At 60.1% G+C, this 16,326-nt stretch carries 14 protein-coding genes; 5 read left to right on the forward strand and 9 right to left on the reverse strand.

Annotated elements, in window-relative coordinates:
* Window positions 1-6: 6 nt before the first annotated feature.
* The 5 genes from GA0061100_RS12965 to GA0061100_RS12985 are packed head-to-tail and all read right to left on the reverse strand — an operon-like array spanning window position 7 to window position 5,351.
* The gene (locus tag GA0061100_RS12965) at window positions 7-1,290 is read right to left on the reverse strand and encodes an aspartate aminotransferase family protein (protein ID WP_075853096.1); all 1,284 of its coding nucleotides are present in this window, start codon (window positions 1,288-1,290) and stop codon (window positions 7-9) included.
* 2 nt (window positions 1,291-1,292) lie between these two features.
* A complete protein-coding gene (locus GA0061100_RS12970; protein WP_075853097.1) occupies window positions 1,293-2,648 on the reverse strand; it encodes an aspartate aminotransferase family protein in 1,356 nt (451 codons plus the stop codon).
* Between the two features lie 17 nt (window positions 2,649-2,665).
* Window positions 2,666-3,316 (reverse strand): HAD family hydrolase, encoded by a 651-nt coding sequence (locus GA0061100_RS12975; protein WP_075853098.1) that lies wholly within the window; start codon window positions 3,314-3,316, stop codon window positions 2,666-2,668.
* Entirely contained in the window at window positions 3,313-4,566 is a 1,254-nt protein-coding gene (locus tag GA0061100_RS12980) for a Tm-1-like ATP-binding domain-containing protein (protein WP_075853099.1), read from the reverse strand. Before GA0061100_RS12980 ends, GA0061100_RS12975 begins: the two co-directional genes overlap by 4 nt.
* A complete protein-coding gene (locus tag GA0061100_RS12985; RefSeq protein ID WP_075853100.1) occupies window positions 4,566-5,351 on the reverse strand; it encodes an IclR family transcriptional regulator in 786 nt (261 codons plus the stop codon). The genes GA0061100_RS12980 and GA0061100_RS12985 overlap by 1 nt, the downstream gene beginning before the upstream one ends.
* Window positions 5,352-5,669: 318 nt before the next feature.
* Here GA0061100_RS12985 and GA0061100_RS12990 point away from each other — a divergent pair, with 318 nt between their 5' ends.
* Both GA0061100_RS12990 and GA0061100_RS12995 read left to right on the forward strand, forming a co-directional pair.
* Window positions 5,670-7,124: an APC family permease gene (locus GA0061100_RS12990; protein ID WP_075853101.1), complete on the forward strand. Its 1,455-nt coding sequence runs from the start codon at window positions 5,670-5,672 to the stop codon at window positions 7,122-7,124.
* Window positions 7,125-7,181: 57 nt separating this feature from the next.
* Window positions 7,182-8,660 carry an aldehyde dehydrogenase gene (locus GA0061100_RS12995; protein ID WP_075853102.1) on the forward strand — a complete coding sequence of 493 codons (1,479 nt, stop codon included), beginning with the start codon at window positions 7,182-7,184 and terminating at the stop codon, window positions 8,658-8,660.
* A gap of 86 nt (window positions 8,661-8,746) precedes the next feature.
* On the opposite strand, the gene GA0061100_RS13000 is transcribed toward GA0061100_RS12995, so the two are convergent.
* Both GA0061100_RS13000 and GA0061100_RS13005 read right to left on the reverse strand, forming a co-directional pair.
* On the reverse strand, window positions 8,747-9,259 hold the full coding sequence (locus GA0061100_RS13000; RefSeq protein ID WP_015342805.1) for a flavin reductase: 513 nt from the start codon (window positions 9,257-9,259) through the stop codon (window positions 8,747-8,749).
* A gap of 10 nt (window positions 9,260-9,269) precedes the next feature.
* Window positions 9,270-10,832, reverse strand: coding sequence for a 4-hydroxyphenylacetate 3-hydroxylase N-terminal domain-containing protein (locus GA0061100_RS13005; protein WP_075853103.1), 1,563 nt, complete (start codon window positions 10,830-10,832; stop codon window positions 9,270-9,272).
* Window positions 10,833-10,927: 95 nt separating this feature from the next.
* On the opposite strand from GA0061100_RS13005, the gene GA0061100_RS13010 reads away from it, so the two are divergent.
* Entirely contained in the window at window positions 10,928-11,821 is an 894-nt protein-coding gene (locus GA0061100_RS13010) for a helix-turn-helix domain-containing protein (protein ID WP_075853104.1), read from the forward strand.
* Between the two features lie 40 nt (window positions 11,822-11,861).
* Here the strand turns inward: GA0061100_RS13010 and GA0061100_RS13015 are convergent, their stop codons facing one another.
* Complete coding sequence (locus GA0061100_RS13015) at window positions 11,862-12,686, reverse strand: helix-turn-helix domain-containing protein (protein WP_075853105.1); 825 nt, start codon at window positions 12,684-12,686, stop codon at window positions 11,862-11,864.
* A 97-nt stretch (window positions 12,687-12,783) separates the two neighbouring features.
* On the opposite strand from GA0061100_RS13015, the gene GA0061100_RS13020 reads away from it, so the two are divergent.
* Window positions 12,784-13,713 carry a phytanoyl-CoA dioxygenase family protein gene (locus GA0061100_RS13020; protein ID WP_075853106.1) on the forward strand — a complete coding sequence of 310 codons (930 nt, stop codon included), beginning with the start codon at window positions 12,784-12,786 and terminating at the stop codon, window positions 13,711-13,713.
* Window position 13,714: 1 nt separating this feature from the next.
* On the opposite strand, the gene GA0061100_RS13025 is transcribed toward GA0061100_RS13020, so the two are convergent.
* Window positions 13,715-14,548, reverse strand: a complete 834-nt coding sequence (locus tag GA0061100_RS13025; protein WP_075853107.1) for a putative nucleotide-diphospho-sugar transferase — start codon at window positions 14,546-14,548, stop codon at window positions 13,715-13,717.
* A 621-nt stretch (window positions 14,549-15,169) separates the two neighbouring features.
* Between GA0061100_RS13025 and sfnG the strand changes: the two genes are divergently transcribed.
* Window positions 15,170-16,273, forward strand: coding sequence for a dimethylsulfone monooxygenase SfnG (sfnG, locus tag GA0061100_RS13030; protein WP_075853108.1), 1,104 nt, complete (start codon window positions 15,170-15,172; stop codon window positions 16,271-16,273).
* Window positions 16,274-16,326 lie beyond the last annotated feature (53 nt).

Below are 16,326 nucleotides of genomic sequence, written 5' to 3' on the forward strand. Positions count from 1 at the left end.
ATCGCCTCACAGGCCGGACAGGACGTCGTCGAAGATCGACAACATGAACTCGGCATTTTCCCGGGTGAACGGCATGGGCGGGCGGATCTTCGTGGCGCATTGGTGAATGCCGATCTTGCCCATCAGCACGCCGCGTTCGCGCATGGCGTTGACGATGCGGGTCGCCTCGGCAGTGGCCGGCTCCTTCGTCTGCCTGGCCAGCACGAATTCCGTGCCCATGAACAGGCCGCTGCCGCGCACGTCGCCGATGATCGAGTGCTTCCCGGCCAGCCGCTTGAAGGCATCGCGGGTATATTCGCCGACATTGCGGGCATTCTCGATGAGATTTTCGTCCTCAATGACATCGAGGACCGCCATTGCCGCCGCGCAGGAGACCGGATTGCCGCCGAAGGTATTAAAATAGCGGAATGCCTTTCGGAAGGCATTGATCGTATCGACATTGGCGATGACGCCGCCGACAGGATGCCCGTTCGCCATCGGCTTGCCGAGTGTCACGATATCGGGAACGATGCCGGCGTGCTGGTGGCCCCACATGTGCGAGCCAGTACGGCCGAAACCGGGCTGTACTTCGTCGGTGATGACAAGGCCGCCGGCCTTGCGCACGGCTGCGACCGTCTTGTCGAGAAAGCCCGGCGGCAGGTCCGGAAAGCCTTCGTTGGCAAAGAACGGATCGATGATGATGGCCGAGAAACCGTGTGGTGTCTCCTGAAGAGAGGCGATCGCCTTCTCGACTTCGGCTGCGAAGGCTGTGGCAAAGGCGTCTCCGCCTTCGCCGCCGAGCGGGCGGTAGCTGTCGGGCGCCGGCACGTGCCGGACATGGCCGCCAAAGCCGCCGACCGGCGGCATGCGGGTCGATAGCTGCGACACGGCGGTCGTATTGCCATGATAGGTGTGGTTCGTGGCGATGACGCCGGTCTTGCCGGTCACAGCCTGCGCCATGCGCAGGGCCACGTCGTTCGCCTCGCTGCCGGTGCAGGTCAGGATTGCGGCATTGAGGCTCTCGTCGAAAGTCGCGGTCAGCCGCTCGACATAGTCGAGAATGCCTTCGTGCAGATAGCGGGTATGCGTATTCAGCGTCGACGCCTGCCGGGTGATCGCCTCGACTACGCGGGGATGGCAATGGCCGACATGCGGCACATTGTTGTAGCAGTCGAGATATTTGCGGCCGTCGGCGTCCCAGAGCCAGACGCCTTCCCCGCGCACGAGATGCACGGGGTCGTCGTAAAAGAGCGACATGTTGCGGCCTAAAAGCCGTTCACGGCGCGTAATAAGAGCTGCATTCTCGGACATGATCAGCCCCTCGCGGCGGCGAGACCTGCGTCGAGCGCGGTCAGGATGGTTTGAACATTTTCCGCCGTCACGATCAGCGGCGGTGACATGATGACGTTGGCGCCGGACGTGCGCACCAGAACGCCGGCGTCATAGGTGGCGTCCTGCACCTTCTGGATGACATCCTTGGCAGCACCGCTTTTCTTTGCACGGTCGCTGACGAGTTCGAGAGCGCACATCAGGCCCTTGCCGCGCACGTCGCCCACCAGTTCATGCTTGTCCTGCAGCTTCTTCAGGCCGGCGAGCAGTTCTTCACCACGCGCTGCGGCATTATCGGCGACGTTGAGGCGCTTGGTTTCCTTCAATGTGGCAAGGGCTGCGGCCGCGCCAACTGGATGGCCGGAATAGGTGTAGCCGTGACCGATGCTTCCGACCGCGCTCTTGTTGCTTTCGAAGACCTGAGCGACCTTGTCGGAGATCATCACGGCGCCGAAGGGGAAATAGCCGTTGGTGATCGCCTTGGCAGTCGACATCATGTCCGGCTGTACGCCCCAGAGGCGCGATCCGGTCCAGGCGCCGGTGCGGCCGAACGCCGTGATGACCTCGTCGGCGATCAGCAGGATGCCGTGGCGGTCGCAGATCTCGCGCATCAGCGGCAGGAAGGTTTCGTGCGGGACGATGACGCCGCCGGCGCCGAGCACCGGTTCGACGATCAGCGCGGCAATGGTATCGGCTCCCTGGAAGGCAATCTCGTCTTCGAAGAGCCTGCCGATGGCAGCCGCAATCTCGGCGCCATCGGTGGTGTTGAATGGGTTGCGATAGGGGAAGGGCGCGGGCAGATGGATGACGCCCGGGAGCAGCGGCTCGTAATTGCGACGGAAATTCTGGTTGCCGTTGACCGAGGCACCGCCGAAATGCGTGCCGTGATAACCCTTCTTCAGTGCGACGAACTTGGTGCGCTCGGGCTGGCCATTGACCTTGTGGAACTGGCGCGCCAGCCGCAGGCAGGTCTCGACCGAATCCGAGCCGCCCGAGGTGAAGAAGGAACGGCTGAGGCCATCCGGCTTGAACCATTCGGCGAGTTCGTAGGAAAGTTCGATCAGCGGCGAGTTGGTCGTGCCGCGGAAGGTCGAGTAGTAGGGCAGCTCGTCGAGCTGGTCGCGGATCGCTTTCTTCACCGGCTCGCAGGAATAGCCGAGATTGACGTTCCAGAGGCCGCCGACGGCATCAAGCACCTTCTGGCCGTGAATATCGACGATTTCGACGCCCTCGCCTGAGTTGATGATGCGCGGCGGATTGGCCTGCATCTCAGCCGGATGGGCCATCGGATGCCACAGGTGGCGGGCGTTGTTTTCGATGATGAAATTGGTCTCACGCATGTCAAATTCCTCTTTGTTCAGAGCCCCAGCATGGCAAGTGCGCGGGCATAGCTTTCGGCAGGGCGGGTCACGTCGAAATGCACGTGCGGCAGGCTCACGGCTTCGGCGCCCTCGATGTTCTTCTTCTGGTCGTCGACGAAGACGCAGGCCTCGTGCGGCAAGTTGAGCTCGGCAAGAACGAGCTCGTAGGCACGGGGATCGGGTTTCAGGATCTTCGTGTAGGTGGCATCGACGATGACGTCGAAAAGCTCGATCAGCGGAAAACGCTGGCGGAACTCGACGCCATAGAAGAGGTCGAGCTCGTTCGACAGGATCGCCAGCTTGAGGCCGGCTTCCTTCGCACGCAGGATGGCGTCGCGGGCTTCCGGGCGCAGAACCAGCTCCGGTTCGGCTCCGCGCGCCCGGCGCACGAAGGTCTGCATGTCCGTCCAGTTTTCCCCGACAAGCTTGCCGACTTCGTTCGTGCGTTTGAGCCAATAGTCCCGTTCGGTGATCTCGCGGTTCTGCATCGCAACCCAGAGCGGGTCCGTCGTCGTGTCGAACGGCCCGAGCCAGGTCAGCGATCCCTCGGGAAGGCCGAGCGTGCGCTCGGTGATGTCATGTGTCTCGAAGAGGGTGCGGGTGACGACGCCGCCGAAATCGAGGATAAGCGCGCGGTCCTGTGTCATGGCCGTCCCTCCGGAATGACGCCTTCGGCCACCCATTGATCGAAGATGGCGAGTGCGGCGGCCGAAAAGGCCGGCGCGTTGATGTGGGCATCGATCTCCCGCAGGGTCACGGAAGGCGGAACGGCGCGGCGCATCTCGTCGATGAAGGCGTCGAGGCCTTCCGGATCATGCAGCGGCTCTTCAGGCTTGTCCCATTCCTGCAAGCCCTCGGTCGGCAGGAGGAAGGCGACCTTCGCATCGGCGCGTTTCAGTTTTTCCCCGATCAGCCGCGCGACTTTGCGCCGACCTTCCGGCGATGTCGTGACCGATCCGATCAGCCGGTTATGAGCGTGATAGGGACGATCGGCAAAGATTGCAGGCAGCTCCTGCCACGCCTGCAGATCGACCATGTCGACGGCGCCGGGGGCGACGAGCTGCGGAATGCCGGCGCGTCCTGCATTTTCGAGCCGGTCCGGTCCGGAGGTAACGACGCTGCTATAATGATGATTGCTGACCTCCTGGATGCAGAAGTCGAAGACGGCGGCAAAGTCGCCCTTCGCGGCGATCGCCTCATAGGCACGTCCCCCCATGCCGGTGGAATGGAATACGGCGACGTCATAGCCGCGCTTTTCCAGTTCGGGCCGCAGATACTTCATATATTTCAGGCAGGATGAGCCGAGCGACGTTATGCCGACGAGCGGTCGTTCGCGATCTGGCTTGGTGCCGTGCTTGGCAGCTCCGACGACCGCGCCGCAGGCCTGTGAGAGCACGGAGCGGCAGATGCTGTTTAGGCCGTAGAGACCGCCGGCCCACAGGATCATCATCAGATCGGGCGCAATCCGTTCAGGCGGAATGAGATGGGAGTAGGCAATCGTCGAAACCACGAATTTCGGGACGCCGAGCGGCAGGACGGCGGCGACATCGAGCGCCAGATCCGTGCCCATGGAGCCGCCGAGCACGATGATGCCATCGACCAGCCCGTCGTCGTAGAGACGTCGCGTCAGCGCTGATGCGCCCTTTGCCATGGCTGCCATGGCGCTGTTTTCATCGCCGCTTTCGGCGATCGCCTCGATCGTGGTGGAGGCGGCTTTCGCGATATCATGCTTGGAGTAATCTGGGCTGTAAGGCGGATCGCCGAGAATGCTGACGTCCATCATGGCCGGCTGGCCGCCGGCTTCCCTGATGACGGACGCCATGAATTGCAGTTCGTCGCATTTGGTGTCACCGGTTCCGATGACGAGTATCCTTGGCAGGGGAGCCGCAGGGCTCATCAATCTGTCCTCCTGATTTTTGCGATGGTTCCCATGGGTCTTTCCGACCCGTAATATTTTTCTGAGATGGCGTTGGCCGTGGCGACGGCCTGGGTGCCGAAGTCTTGAATGGCAGCCTTGGTCGTGCGCGAGAGCGGGGCAGCGACGGCAACGCAGCCGATTGGACGGCCGCTCGGTGTGCGTACCGGCGCGGCCGTGCTGATGACGCCCGCTTCGAGTCCCTGGTCACTGATGGAAAAGCCGCGGGCAGTCGTCTCGTCGAGCATGTCACGCACCAACTGAGAATCGATGACGGTGTGGTCGGTAAATTTCTCCAGCGGCTTCTTGAGCGCCGCGTCGATTTCCGCCCGCGGGCTGAAGGCTAGGTATGCAAGACCGGATGCCGTAGCATGGAAGGGCAGGAGGCTTCCGACATCGACGATAATGCGATGCGCGCGCGGCGAATCCTCCACGTGAATGGTCGAGAGCTGTCCGCCCGAAAATTCCGATAGGTGCACGGTTTCGGTCGATGATTCGGCGAGCGTCTTGATGAAGGGGATGGCGACCCGCAGGAAAGGAAAGCGTGCTTCCCGGATACGAGCGAGGCGAACCGGCGCCGAGCCGATGCGATAGCGGCGCGTATCCTGATCCTGCTCTACGAAGCCGTGTTTTTCCAGCTCCACCAGAAAGCGTCGCGCCGTCGCCTTATCCAGCGCGCACAGGCGGGCGATGTCGGTCAGACCCGCCTCCTTGTCCAGCCGTGACAGGGTGTCCAGCAATGCCAGCGCCTTTCCGATCGTGCTCATCATTCCTCCTCTTGGGTTGGTCAGTTTTTGATTTTGTGCGTCCAGCCGTGGCTTTCCGTCAAATCAGCTTGCTGACCCTGCGCCGCAGCACGATAGCAGCGACCCAAGATACTTAACATGCGAAATAACTTGACAGAGGCCGGCAATGTTTGCAAGTCTATATTTGAAGCTGTGGTTCAAATAATGAACCATAAGCGCTGACGGCGGCAAAATCAACAAAAGCATAAGCCCCGCTCGTCAGTCCGGTTTTTGGTGGAGGTCGTACGCGTGCAATCGCGGCGATGATCGGATGTTCTTAAACAAGGGGAACGAACGCAGATGAACACGCAAAATTCGCAAGGCGCGGCTGAAAACCAGCTGCGCAAAAACAGTCTCGGCGTCGGTGCCGTGACCTTCCTCGTGGTTTCGGCCGCGGCGCCGCTGACGGCGGTTGCCGGCGGCGTGCCGCTGTCCATGATGCTCGGCAACGGGCCGGGTATTCCGCTCACCTTCCTGCTGGTGACGGGCATCCTGCTGTTGTTTGCAGTCGGTTACGTCGCCATGGCGCGCCATATAAGAAATGCTGGCGCCTTCTATGCCTACACGGCTCAGGGCCTTGGCGGCCTCATGGGTGGTGCCGCCGCGCTCATTGCCATTCTCGCCTACAATGCCATGCAGGTGGGCGTCCTCGGGCTTTTCGGGGCGGCGACCAAGGGCTTTTTTGCCGAGCAGCTCGGCATCGATCTTCCCTGGTGGGTCTGGAGCTTTGTCGGCATCGCCTTCGTTGCCGTTTTCGGCTATCGCCGCGTCGATCTATCGGCGAAGGTGCTGACGGTACTGGTCATTCTCGAGTATCTTGTCGTGCTCGTCATCGACGCCGCGATCTTCGTAAAGGGCGGCGATGCTGGTCTTTCCGCAGCACCTTTCACGCCAACCGCCTTCTGGAGCGGAACGCCGGCCATCGGTCTCCTCTTCTGCTTCGCCGCCTTCATCGGCTTCGAAGCGACGACCATTTACAGTGAAGAGGCTCGCGAACCGGAAAAGACCGTGCCGCGTGCGACCTATATCTCCGTTCTCATCATCGGCATCTTCTATATGCTGACGTCCTGGCTGATGGTAACCGGCGCCGGCGTCGACAAGCTTGTGCCGACTCTGCAGGGCCTAGCCGATCCCACGACCTTTCTCTTCGGCCTTGCCGAGCGCTATGTCGGCCACTGGATCACCGTCGTGATGAGCGTTCTCTTCATCACCAGCCTGTTTGCCGGCATCCTCGCCTTCCACAATGGCGTTGCACGCTACATGTATGTCGCCGGGCGCGAAGGTTTGCTGCCGAAGTCGGTCGGCGTCACGCATCCGGTCTTCCAGAGCCCGCACGTCGGTTCGATCATTCAGACTGTCATTGCCGTGCTCGTCGTCGCGCTCTTTGCGACTACGGGTCAGGACCCAGTGCTGGCGCTTTTCTCGTGGCTTACGAATGTCGCGACGCTCGCAATCATCCTGCTGATGGCTTTCACCGCCTTCTCGATCGTGGTGTTCTTCAGCCGCAATCCGGGGCTCGAGCGTAATGTCCTGGCGATTAAGGTGCTGCCGATCGTGATAGGCCTTATCCTTCTGGCGCTGGTCTATTATATCTCGGCGAATTTCGGCGCGATCGCCGGTGCCAATGGCGTGCTGGCCATCTTGTTACCGGGGCTCGTGCTGATCGCAGGCATCATCGGCTTCATCGCTGCGGCTCGTCTGAAGTCGTCGGATGCGGCAAGCTATGCCCGCCTCGGTGCCGGCCAGGAAGCTTGAACCAGTTCCAATCGCGGTGGCGGGGAAACCCGCCACCCTTTTTCGCGAGAGAATGAGATGCAGGACAAGATCGACCAGCTCCGGACATTATCCGTTTCCCCGCAGGCATTGTTCATGGGCGGCGCGTGGCGCCAGCCGGCCAGCGGTGCTGTGATGGACGTCATTTCGCCAATCGACGGTACGCGGCTGACCACGATTGCCGATGCCGGCACTGAAGATGTCGATCTCGCCGTCAAGGCCGCGCGTCAGGCCTTCGAAAGGGGCAGCTGGTCGAAGGCGGCACCGGCCGAACGCAAGAAGGTGCTGCTGAAAATTGCCGAACTGATCGAGAAGAACGCGCTTGAACTCGCCGTGCTCGGCGTGCGCGACAACGGCACGGAAATCTCGATGGCGCTGAAGGCCGAGCCCGGCAGTGCCGCCGGCACCTTCCGCTACTATGCCGAGGCGATCGACAAGGTCTATGGCGAGATCGCGCCGACGGCCGAGAACATTCTCGGCCTCGTCCACCGCGAGCCGATCGGCGTCGTGGCCGCCATCGTGCCCTGGAATTTCCCGATGATGATCGGCGCCTGGAAGATTGCGCCGGCGCTTGCCGCCGGCAATTCCGTGGTGCTGAAGCCTGCAGAGGGCGCGTCGTTGACGCTTCTGAGGCTTGCGGAAATTTGCGCGGAAGCGGGATTGCCCGAAGGCGTCTTCAACGTCGTCACCGGCCGTGGCGCAATCTGCGGTGAGGCGCTGGGGCTGCACATGGATATCGATGTGCTCGCCTTCACCGGCTCCGGCCCGATCGGGCGGCGGCTCTTGGAATATTCGGCGCATTCCAACCTGAAGCGCGTCTATCTGGAGCTTGGTGGCAAGTCACCGAATATCGTCTTTGCTGATGCGCCCGATCTTGATCAGGCAGCCAAGGTGTCGGCCTATGGCATCTTCCGCAATTCTGGCCAGGTCTGTGTCGCCGGCTCGCGGCTACTGGTCGAGAAGTCGATCCATGCGGCCTTCTCCGAGAAGGTCGCCCGCATCGCCGAGGCCATGAAAGTCGGCGACCCCCTGCATCTGACGACGGAAGCGGGGGCCATCTCCAGCGAGATCCAGCTGAAGAAAGACCTTGGCTATGTCTCTCAGGCGCTGTCGGAAGGCGCATCGCTGCGCACCGGCGGTTCACGCATTCTCGAGGAGACGGGCGGATACTATATGCGGCCCGCTGTCTTCGACGTAACACCATCGATGACCTTGGCGCGAGAAGAGGTGTTCGGGCCAATCCTCTCGATCATTCCTTTCGAGACGGAAGCGGAAGCGCTTGAGATCGCCAATGCCACGGAATATGGCCTTGCCTCGGCCGTCTGGACATCGAACCTGTCGCGAGCCCACCGGATGGTGCGGGGTATTCGCGCCGGCGTGGTGCATGTCAACACCTATGGCGGCGCCGATAACAGCGTGCCTCTCGGCGGTGTCAGGCAATCCGGCAATGGCCATGACAAGTCGCTGCATGCGCTCGACAAATATATCGACCTGAAGACGGCTTGGATTCAGCTCTAAAGGTATTCTCGCATGCAAACAGGGTGCCGCGTGATCGTCGGCACTCTGTTTCTATTTCTGGCGGTTACTCGTCAAACCTTCGACGGCTAGCCGCCGAAGCTGCCCGTCTGGGTCGGCACATGCACATAGTTGCGGTCGAAATAGAGCAGTGCATGTCCGTCCTTGCGGCTGCGAATATCCATCACCTCGCCGATGAAGATATGGTGCGTGCCGACAAGGCGCGCTTCGGTCAGCCGGCAATCGAAGGAGACGATGGCATCGGAGAGCGCCTGGCTGCCGGAGCGGAAATTGATCCATTCCGCTGCAGCGTAGCGCTCCTCCATGTCGGCACGCTGGCCGGCGAAATAGCCGGCCAATTCCTTGTGCTCCTGCGTCAGGACATTGACGCAGAAGCGACGGTTATCGAGGAAGAGGCTTGTTTGCGCCGAGCGGCTGTTCATGCAGACCAGCAGCGTCGGCGGTTCGTCGGTGACGCTGCACATGGCGGTTGCCGTGAAGCCGCCGCGGCCGGCAGGGCCATTTGTCGTGATCACGTTGACCGGCGCGCAAACCCTTGCCATGGCGTTGCGGAATTCGGTTTTCGAGAGTTGCTCCTCCATGACAACGGCCTCACTCAGCGGCATTGCGGACGGGGGAGGTCTCGCCGAGCGGTGGGAGCCAGGTGTCTCCGGTCCAGCCGTTTTCATCGTAGTCGCTCATGCACTGATCGACCAACGCTTCCATCTCTTTCAACCGGCCGCCGCGCTCGGCGCCTTTCAGCACCTGCAGGCGGACTTCCTCCGGCGCGCCGGCATAGTTAAGCTCGTAAAGGGCATGACGCCCGCCGAATTCGGTGCCTGTGGCATCCCAGAGCAGTTTCATGATCTTGATGCGTTCGATATGGCCCATGTCGTTGGACCCGCGCACATATTGGGCGAGATAGCGGTCGATCTCCGGATTGCCGAAGTCCTTGGCGGAGGAGGGCAGGTAGATCAGGCCCGAGGCGATGACCCTGCGCACGGTTTCGATGACGCGCGGATAGGCCTCCGACATGAAGGTGCGGTAGGAGAGCGCGGCCTCCATGTTCGGCAATACAGCGCCATTTGCCCAGGGCTGCGGATTGTAGGCCATCGCATTGGAGAAGGACCAGAACATGTGGCGAAGCGCGATGATTTCCCCGAGTGCCGCCTGATTGCCGCGGAAGGCATCGCCGCCCGTAGCGCGCAATGCCTTGGCGAGCAGCCCGGCAATGAAGTCGAGCTTGACGGCAAAACGCGTGCAGCCCTGGAAGCAATAGCCATGCATGAAGCCCGAGGCCGGGTGGAAGGAGAGGATCTTGGCCGCATCGCGCAACACCAGCACGTCCTCCCAGGGTACGAAGACATTATCGAGCACCAGGATCGCATCGTTCTCGTCGAAGCGCGACGATAGCGGATAGTCGAAGGGATGGCCTACGGTATTCGCCGTCTGCTCATAGGAAACGCGGCAGAACATCTTGATCCCGGGTGCATTCATCGGAACGATGAACATGACCGAGAGCGACGGGTCTTCCGTGACTGTCGCCGAGCTTTGCGCGAGGAAATTATAGTGGGTGAGGGCCGAAGACGTTGCCACCACCTTGGCGCCGGAGACATAGATGCCGGCATCGGTTTCCTTGGTGATGTGGACGAAGACGTCCTTGACGGCATCGGCCGGCTTGTGGCGGTCGATCGGCGGATTGACGATCGCATGGTTCATGAAGAGTACGGATTCCTGGGCACGCTTGTGCCAGGAGAGCGCGTTGTCCTTGAACGGCCCGTACCAGTCGGCATTGGCGCCGAGCGTGTTCATGAGGGCTGCCTTGTAATCGGCAGTGCGGCCCATCCAGCCATAGGACATGCGTGCCCAATCGGCGATGGCGCCCTGCTGTGCCACAAGCTCCGTAGAGGATTTCGCAACCCGGAAGTATTTGTGGGTATAGCCGCCCGATCCGGTATCGGTCGGCGAGGTCAGGCGCTCTTTGGTCTTCTCGTCATGTAGCGCGTCATACATGCGCGCCAGCGAACGGACGGAATTGCGCATCGAGGGATGCGCCGTCACGTCGGCGATGCGCTCGCCGTTGATATAGACTTCGCGGCCGTCGCGCAGGCTTTCCAGATATTCGGCGCCGGTAAACGGACGGGTCTTGTCGCTGCGGTGATCTTCAGCTCGCATCTCGTATTCCTCCCTTGAGATCATGATTGATGCTACGTCTGACGCCTTGGCGCGGCCATGGACAAAGGGGGCAATTCGCTGGTACTTTTTCCGGCATGTCGCAGAAGAACGAAATTCCGAATTTCTTTGTCTATGGCGTGCCAAGCCGGGCGCTTGATGTCGGATTCCTGCATGTGGAGACGGTCATGGACCGTAAAACGCTGCATTTTGGACATGTTGCGTCTCACAAACATCCGCTGATGGGGCAGATCACCTATTGGTACAAGGGCGGCGGTCGCTATCGTATCGAGGATAGGACTTGGAATTTTTCCGCTCCAACGATCAGTTTCGTGCCGAGCAATATCATCCACGGGTTCGAGGTCGACGATCAGTCCGATGCCATCGTGGTGTCAGTGTCGGATGACACGCTGAAGGCGCTGGCATCCCAGGTGGATCTGAGCCTCGACATGCCGACCTTTCTGACGGCGCGACCGGATGATCCTTCCTGGCAAAAGGTCGACACGCTGCTGCAAATGGTGAGCGCCGAATACCGTGAACGCGGCGGCCAGAGCGAAAAGGTCATGCTGGGGTTGATCGGCGTCGTGCTGTCGCTGATGAACCGGCTCGGTGGCAGCGCGGCGCTGCCATCGGCCTCGCCCATGGTCACGCTTGCCCTGGCGCTGCGCAGCGCCGTCGACCGGCATTACAAGAGCGATTGGCCGGTGGGCAACTATGTCGATCTGCTGGCCACGACACCGCACCTGCTCGACAAGGCGTCGCGCGAGGTGTTCGGCCATACTGTCAAGGAGATGCTTTTGGACCGGCGGCTGCTGGAGGCCAAGCGCCTGCTGATGTTTACCATTCGCTCCGTCGAGGACATTGGCCGCGAGGTCGGCTTTGAAGATCCCGCCTATTTCTCGCGCTTTTTTCGCAAGCGGGTTGGGGAGGCGCCGGCGGCCTGGCGGCGCCGGAATTTGGAGCGACAACCATCGGGTAACGACGCGGCGTAACAGAGGGCGACCGTTAAACCTGCTCGACATATCCAATCGGTCAGCGTCTTCGGTAACGCATGCGGAATTCGCGTGGTGTACAGTTTTCGCGTTCGTGGAACAGACGGGAGAAGTAGAATGGATCATCGAAACCGACCCGCGATGCGATGATCTCGATCTTGTCATCGGTCGTCGTCAGTAGCTCTTTGGCATGGTCCATGCGGACGCGAAGCTGAAAAGCTTTCGGCGGCAACCCAACTTCCGCGGTGATTTTTCGGCGCAGCGTTGCGGGTGACATCCCATGTTCGGCGGCAAAGGCAGCAATGTCGAGGGATTGCAGCGCCCGTTTGCGAAGCGCCTCGATAATTTCGCCCGTATCGGATCCTTCTTGCAGAGAGGATGTGGCCTGGCTTGCCTGCCGCGCCACCAGAATGACGATCTGATGTAGAGCGGATGCGGCAGATGCTCTCGAGAGGTTGGTATCCTCAATAAGGTCGGCATGAATATTGCCGAAGAGACGTTGTAGGCCGTCATTATTGCGAAGAACTGTGAGCGGGTTCTGTTCGCTGATGAGACGCAAGCGGATGAAATCGCGCACGAAAGACCCTTCGAACAGTGCCCATCGCTCATTCCAGCCTTCGGCATCGGGGCCGTATGAGTGCTGGCGATTGGGAAAGAGCCAGAAGAGCGCAGGGCCTTTCACGCTTTGTCGGCCGCCTGCATCCGTCTCAATAAAACCCTGGCCGTTTTCGACGAGAACCACCGCATAGCTCGGCAGCTTCCGTGCTTTCACGGCATGCATGGCATGCTGCCTTCCGCTGCCAGTGACGGTTAATCCTCCGGCTGCTGCGAGAGGGGATCGATAGATAGCTTCTGCTGTTCTCATTGTGAGCGAAAAGTCCAGTATGATTTTCGTCCATGTAGTAAAAAGTCAATGTGCGCTAGATTCAATGGCAATTCAACGCAAGTCATAGGCGAGTGAAATGTCAATCCCCATGCAGATTATGCCTGTCCGCCAGCGCGAGCTCAGCCTTGTCGCCAACGGCAAGGTCTTGTCGGCCGCATCCGATCGGCTTGGCTACCTGACACCAACTGATCCGGGCATCGGTGTTGATGCAATCCGCCGGCTTTACGAGGAAAATGGCTATGTGTGGCTCAAAGGTTTCCTGCCGCGCCAGTATGTGATCGACTTTCGTGGCTGGGTCTTTGGTCACATGGCGAAGACGGGCCTGATCGAAGACGGAACCGATCCGCGAGATGGTATCTCGTCCGCCATGGCGCCCGAAGGTCGGGATGTCGATCGCTGCCTGATGTCGCTCGTCCGCTCTGTCGCCTATGAGGGCTTTTGCGCGCAGCCACGTCTGTCCCGCTTCATGGACGAATTCCTGTCGGGCATCTCCTATTTGCACAAGCGCAAGATCATGCGCCATGTCCGGCCGGGAACGACGACGGCGACGCCTGCTCACTATGATCTGGTCTATCTTCGCGGCGGCACCAGCCGGATCGTCACCGCATGGATACCGATCGGCGACATCTCCGTAGAAATGGGCGGGCTGACCTATCTGGAGGGATCGCACACAATCGGCGCCGAGATGGAACGCGAATTCAGCGAGCAGAATAAGGATCTGAGCCCCGAAGAACGTATCAGCGCCTTCAACCGCAATATGACGGAGGGTGGCTGGGTCTCGAAGGATCTACCCGACATGGCGGAGCGCTTCGACACGCGCTGGCTGGTCGCCGATTATGAGGCCGGCGACGTTATGCTCCATTCACCATTCATGATCCACGCCTCCACCACCAACCAGGACAGCCAGCACAGGCTGCGTCTTTCTACCGACATTCGCTATCAAAACGTCGAGGACGAGATCGATGCGCGATGGAACAACCATTGGGCGCTCGGCGACATGCTGTGATTCAGGTTTGGTCCTGTTGCAGGCTCGTTCGAAGCGTGCCCCAATTGTCACCGTTTAGGACGCGCTCGATTTCCTCGACACGATCGCGACGGCGCTTCAGGCGCTTGCCGATGCGGCCAAACCAGCGCTTGCGCTTGGTCGCCTCGCGGCTTGCCTGTAGCTGCTCGATGAAGACTTCGCCGACAGGCCCATTTTCGAGCCGATCGAATATCCAGCAGAAGGACGCAGGCAATTTAACCACCTGGAACTGCGGTTTCGCACTTGCGGCATCTTCGGCGATGATCTCCTCCAGAACGACCTGGTCCCACACATCAGGCTTGGCAAGGCACCCTTCACGCCAGCGTTCGATCAGCTGTGCCGCTCCGGGTGTATCGTTGATGAGAATGGTCGCGCTGATGAGACGTTCATCGCCTTCATAGTAGACCGCAAAGTCGCACTCGAGCTTGCGAAGTTCCGGCCAGGGATTGCGGTGGAAGACAGCATCGACGTCGACATAAAGCATGGGTCCACGCAGCCTCGCCCTTTCCTGCAGCAGGAAGCCGGGTTTCAGTCCGGCATTCAGTACCCAGCTGCCGGCGCTAGGCACTGCCGTTGCATATACCTTCAGGCCGATCCGCTCTGCTGAGTGGGCCATACGCTCCTTTTCCTGCTCGTAAAAACTGCCCTCCGTAAAAAATGCCACGACCGGGCCATCGGCGGTCGTTGCCTTGGACTTGCGTTCGGCCAGATCCTTTTCCGCGGGGAAGGGGACAATCAATTCACGCTGCTGCGGGCTCCAGGGGCGAATTTTATTGAGGATATTCAAGAAGGCACCTTCGGGGTTTGTGAGTTTCAATCCAATATCCGCCACCCCGAAGCGTTGCGGACAAGATTGAGAGTTCGGATGAATTGGGTACTCTGTCTGGCCGATTGCCGAAACGTCGCATCCCTGGCGCTCGCACCGGATTGGCAAACCGTTTGTTCTTCGCTAATCGATTGTCATGTCTGATAATGTCATCAAGTTTGAACGTCGTCCCACACCCAAGCCACCGAGGCAAACGCCTCCCTGGCTCAAGCGTCTTCTTGCGATCCTGGCCGTGATCGCATTTTTCCTAGCAGCCTTTGCTTACTTCACGCTGAAGGGCGGCGCAGCCGGCCCGACATTCTAATCGGCTCGCGATCTATGCGATCTTGAGCCGACCTCCCCATCAAGAGGTCGGAACGGCGAGTTTTTGATTTGCCCGTTTTGCGGCCGCATTATGGCTTTCTATCGCCGATACCCAACTTTAGGGTCCAACCGTCCTTTTCACCTCACCATTCCCGTAAAGCGAGGTTCGCAACGCAGCTTTTTCGCAAAACAGCCGAAACTTGGGATGGGTTTGTTCGATAAGCTATAAAATCTATAGAGTATAATCGCGATGGGTTGGGATCTTCATCCTTGTGCTCGGCAGAGGACAATTCAAACCGGGAGATATCAATGAGCGATGCGAACAGAGAAGCTTTGAAATTCGCCTATTGGGTGCCGAACGTATCAGGCGGATTGGTCATCTCTAACATCGAGCAGCGCACCAGTTGGACGATCGACTACAACAGAAAGCTGGCGCAGATCGCCGAGGCGAGTGGTTTCGACTATGCGCTGAGCCAGATCCGCTTCACGGCAGGCTACGGCGCTGAGTTTCAGCATGAATCCGTTTCCTTCAGCCATGCTCTGCTGGAATCGACAACCAAGCTGAAGGTGATTGCGGCAATCCTGCCTGGGCCTTGGAACCCGGCGCTTGCCGCCAAGCAGATTGCCACGATCAACCATCTCACCAATGGACGCGTTGCCGTCAACATCGTCAGCGGCTGGTTCCGCGGCGAGTTCGCTGCCATTGGTGAGCACTGGCTCGATCACGACGAGCGCTATCGCCGTTCCGAAGAGTTCATTCGGGCGCTGCGCGGTATCTGGTCCGAGGACAGCTTCACCTTCCGCGGCGATTTCTATCGCTTTACCGATTACTCGCTGAAGCCGAAGCCGATCGATCCGCAGCCCGAAATCTTCCAGGGCGGTTCATCGCGGGCGGCGCGTGACATGGCTTCGCGCGTGTCCGACTGGTATTTTACCAACGGCAATACGCCGGAGGAGATTGCCAAGCAGGTCGATGACATCCAGTCCAAGGCGAAGACGAACGGTCATCACGTGCGCGTCGGCGTCAACGCCTTCGCCATCGTCCGCGATACCGAGGAAGAGGCGAAGGCGGTCCTTGCCGAGATCGTCGAGAAGGCCAATCCCGAAGCCGTCAAGGCCTTCGGTCATGAGGTGAAGAATGCCGGCAAGGCCTCTCCGGAAGGCGAAGGCAATTGGGCGAAATCCTCCTTCGACGACCTGGTACAATATAATGACGGTTTCCGCTCCAATCTGATCGGAACACCGCAACAAGTTGCCGAGCGCATTATCGCTCTGAAGCAGGCCGGTGCCGATCTGATCCTGCTCGGCTTCCTGCATTTCCAGGAGGAAGTGGAGTATTTCGGAAAGCACGTCATTCCGCTGGTGCGTGCGCTCGAGGAAACTCGGGGTGCCGTTGCCGTGGCGGCGGAGTAGTTCTCCATAGACATTTCGAGCACTGCTCGATCGATATTTTCCGCAACCGGGTA

It is taken from the genome of Martinezella hainanensis (assembly GCF_900094555.1).
Classification (GTDB): Bacteria; Pseudomonadota; Alphaproteobacteria; order Rhizobiales; family Rhizobiaceae; genus Rhizobium; species Rhizobium hainanense.